The organism is uncultured Thiodictyon sp. (assembly GCF_903828115.1).
Classification (GTDB): domain Bacteria; phylum Pseudomonadota; class Gammaproteobacteria; order Chromatiales; family Chromatiaceae; genus Thiodictyon.
Window position 1 is genome coordinate 1 of record NZ_CAIKKU010000610.1, and the last position, 2851, is coordinate 2851.

6 protein-coding genes are annotated in these 2851 nt (G+C 58.8%); 4 read left to right on the plus strand and 2 right to left on the minus strand.

Annotation, left to right across the window (positions count from 1 at the left end; translation table 11 throughout):
* Positions 1 to 176: 176 nt before the first annotated feature.
* The 3 genes from QZY48_RS23075 to QZY48_RS23085 all read left to right on the plus strand — a co-directional run bounded on the left by QZY48_RS23075 (position 177) and on the right by QZY48_RS23085 (position 1405).
* Positions 177 to 446 (plus strand): hypothetical protein, encoded by a 270-nt coding sequence (locus tag QZY48_RS23075; protein ID WP_295435506.1) that lies wholly within the window; start codon positions 177 to 179, stop codon positions 444 to 446.
* 345 nt (positions 447 to 791) lie between these two features.
* The gene (locus tag QZY48_RS23080) at positions 792 to 1016 is read left to right on the plus strand and encodes an AbrB/MazE/SpoVT family DNA-binding domain-containing protein (protein ID WP_295435508.1); all 225 of its coding nucleotides are present in this window, start codon (positions 792 to 794) and stop codon (positions 1014 to 1016) included.
* Positions 1013 to 1405, plus strand: coding sequence for a type II toxin-antitoxin system death-on-curing family toxin (locus QZY48_RS23085; RefSeq protein WP_295435510.1), 393 nt, complete (start codon positions 1013 to 1015; stop codon positions 1403 to 1405). Before QZY48_RS23080 ends, QZY48_RS23085 begins: the two co-directional genes overlap by 4 nt.
* Before the next feature lie 146 nt (positions 1406 to 1551).
* Here the strand turns inward: QZY48_RS23085 and QZY48_RS23090 are convergent, their stop codons facing one another.
* Positions 1552 to 1749 carry a hypothetical protein gene (locus tag QZY48_RS23090; RefSeq protein WP_295435511.1) on the minus strand — a complete coding sequence of 66 codons (198 nt, stop codon included), beginning with the start codon at positions 1747 to 1749 and terminating at the stop codon, positions 1552 to 1554.
* Between the two features lie 22 nt (positions 1750 to 1771).
* The gene (locus QZY48_RS23095) at positions 1772 to 1984 is read right to left on the minus strand and encodes a hypothetical protein (protein ID WP_295435513.1); all 213 of its coding nucleotides are present in this window, start codon (positions 1982 to 1984) and stop codon (positions 1772 to 1774) included.
* Positions 1985 to 2430: 446 nt separating this feature from the next.
* On the opposite strand from QZY48_RS23095, the gene QZY48_RS23100 reads away from it, so the two are divergent.
* A partial coding sequence (locus QZY48_RS23100) for a hypothetical protein (protein WP_295435515.1) occupies positions 2431 to 2851 on the plus strand: 421 nt, incomplete at its 3' end.

The window sequence follows — 2851 nt, forward strand, 5'->3', positions numbered from 1 at the left end:
AAATTGACCTGAAAATTAAGTTGCAGACTGCCTTACAGGCACTGCAATACAATGTTGATCGTGTAAAATCGTTCTTCCAGTTGCCGGAGACATTGTATGCTACATAATTATTTAGTCTGGATAACACATTAGGTCGCTATATCAAAGTTGTGGATGGGAACTCATGCGGCGGAAATATGAAATCTTCCTCTGTATTCTACCCTCTTCTTGGAAGCCTCGGAGTCAGATACCTGATCGCCGATAAAAGTACCGATTCTCCCGAATCGGTCTATGCTGATGCAGCGAAAATCTTTCCTTTTCCGCATAAAGCATTTGCCCTTCGTCCTACGGGAAAAGAGCTTTATTGGAGGAGCGGCCTCGCAGTGAGGATATTTGAAGTGATACCTAAAAATAGCGAGCTAACTAGAGAAGAGCTTGCGGGGATGCTGGGCCAAATATCTGGATAGCCAAGATACACCGATCGGGAGATCGCCGTCATGGTTCACCCCGACTGGGCCACCCGGCGGCGGGTCCTGAGCCTGACTCTGGTAGGAGAGTGGGACGCGATCTGGCCTGTTGGTTCGGGTCTATACCCAATGATCTACCGTGCGACCTCCAGGAAGGATCGCTGAAGCTTGGAATATCCAGCGCCCTGATGCCGAGGAGTCGATGATCAAACACGAACTCGCGAGAAGCCGGTCCCGCGTCGATCGCCAACTGGCGATGGGACTAGCGCGGTCTACCGTCTCTCGGGTTCACGGGCGCGGCCTGCCCATCCCGCTCGTCGTATCAATTTATGTGAACAACCAACTATGCTGAAAGTCAAAGTGACGGCGATCGGAAACGCGATGGGTATTGTGCTGCCGACAGAGGCGCTTGATAAATTGAAGGTTGGGAATGGCGATACCTTGTATCTGATTGAGGATGCCGAGGGGTTTACCCTCGCCCCATCCCAGCAGGATTTTGAATCGCAGATGGAGGCCGCCGACAAGGTGCTGAAAAAATACCGCAATGCCTTTCATGAGCTTGCGAAATGACCGAGCCGCGGTGGGTCTTGGATGCAGTGGTCGTTGCGGTTCATCGGCTGTTGGTTGCGCAGCATGGTGGAAGTCCTGGTATTCGCGACAAGGGTCTGCTTGATTCTGCGCTGGCCAGACCCCGGCAGCGTTTCTGTTACGATCCGCAGGCGACTGTTTTTGATCTCGCTGCCGCCTACGGCTTTGGCTTGGCAAAGAATCATCCGTTCGTCGATGGCAATAAGCGCGCGGCCCTTGCGGTTGCGGCGATCTTTCTGGAAATGAACGGATTCAGTCTCGATGCGCCCGAGCCGGAGACGGTCGTGGTGATTGAAAGACTGGCCGCCGGTGATCTCTCCGAGCCAGCACTGGCTAGATGGCTCAGCGATTCATCGGTTCATAGTTCCTGACGAATGATGGGGCGCGGCTGGCCGGAACGAGGCAATAGCGGGGGAGCACTGACATCAAACTTGCCTTTACGCAACACGCGGGTCGCATTGTCCGCGACCAGCAGGACGCCCTGCTGGTCGCGGGGGACCTTTATCAGCTTGCGGACCTACCCATCCATCAGGTCGCTGGTGAGACAGCAGGCGGATACTGCGCGGTGGCCGATGGGGTGGCGTCCAGCCCGTGCCCACAACGGACAAGCCGCGCGGTACTGGAGGCACTGCGCGGTCTCGATGCCGGGCAGGAGGCCCTGCAGCAAGACGGGTGGATCGGCCCCCGGCTGATCCGTCGCCACGTCCATGCCCATGCAGAACGGCCGCCTTTGCGCTTCAGGCGCCCCCAGTACGCCTGGACTTTATCTCTGCAATAATCTCTTCGGCAGTCATATCCCGGAACAGGGAGTCTCGCTCAACGGTGTAGTCGCGGTTACCGGCGCGGAATTGATTCAGGAAGCGGATGGTATCGACGACCCCAAGTTCTCCGATAAGAGCCTGATTAGCCCGTTGGTTGATGTCAGCGATCGGTTGAATGCGTACAGTCATTTGAGAATCTCCGCTATGATGTCCAGGAGCGGTGCCACCTGACACTGAAGGTGAATGCTGGCGCGACTCTTGCGCAGCAATTTGTCATACCAGTAGCGGCGTCATGGGCGTTCCCTCTCCCCGGCCGTCCGCCGGGGGGGAGGGCGAGCAGGAGCGCACTCCCGGCGCGACTTTCACGGTAATCACCCGATCGACTGGGGACATCGACTTGGCCTCCCGGATCGACACGGATGCGACGGCCTGATGAGCGACTGAGGCTCAGGGTAGCAGTACCCCTCAGCCCGCGCAATGCGTCGGCCATGTGTCGGACAGACCTTGACGCATTGGCCCGCTATCATTACGCGATGGCGGGTCCGCTGACCAGCCAGGCGGGGCGGAAAACGCGCGAAGGGCCGCGCAACCGTGTTCCTGGCTGGACCTGAAACAGAGCAATCGGAGCATCCAACATGAAACGTCGAACCTTTGTCGCTGGGCTGGGCGCCGCAGGGCTCTGTGCGCCTTGGATCACCGCCGGGGGCAACCTATTGGCAAAACAGGAATTCCGCACCCTGGTCCCGGTCTTCGATCGGTTGCCGGAGGCCTTGGCGGCAGAGGCCTTGGCGGCGTTGCCCCAAGTGATGGGCGCGTTCCCAGAGAAGGCTTATCCCCTGGTCATTGGGCTGGGCGAGGCGGCGCAGCCGCTGGTCGATCAGGCGCGGACGAACCCCCTGCTGCCGCTGGACGTGGGGCTCTATCGGACCGGGGCGGCGAGTGCCCATGGCGCCACCGATTGGCTGTCACAGCGCCTGGATTCCTGTCACTTGGGCGTGCTGCTGGTCGATGCCGCGGACCCGCGGGCCTTGGCCGAGTGCCGGGACTGGGCATTGA

Coding starts and splice junctions, on each gene's coding strand:
- QZY48_RS23075 (WP_295435506.1), top strand. CDS start 177: ATGAAATCTTCCTCTGTATTCTACCCTCTTCTTGGAAGCCTCGGAGTC.
- QZY48_RS23095 (WP_295435513.1), bottom strand. CDS start 1,984: ATGACTGTACGCATTCAACCGATCGCTGACATCAACCAACGGGCTAAT.
- QZY48_RS23085 (WP_295435510.1), top strand. CDS start 1,013: ATGACCGAGCCGCGGTGGGTCTTGGATGCAGTGGTCGTTGCGGTTCAT.
- QZY48_RS23090 (WP_295435511.1), bottom strand. CDS start 1,749: ATGGGCATGGACGTGGCGACGGATCAGCCGGGGGCCGATCCACCCGTC.
- QZY48_RS23080 (WP_295435508.1), top strand. CDS start 792: ATGCTGAAAGTCAAAGTGACGGCGATCGGAAACGCGATGGGTATTGTG.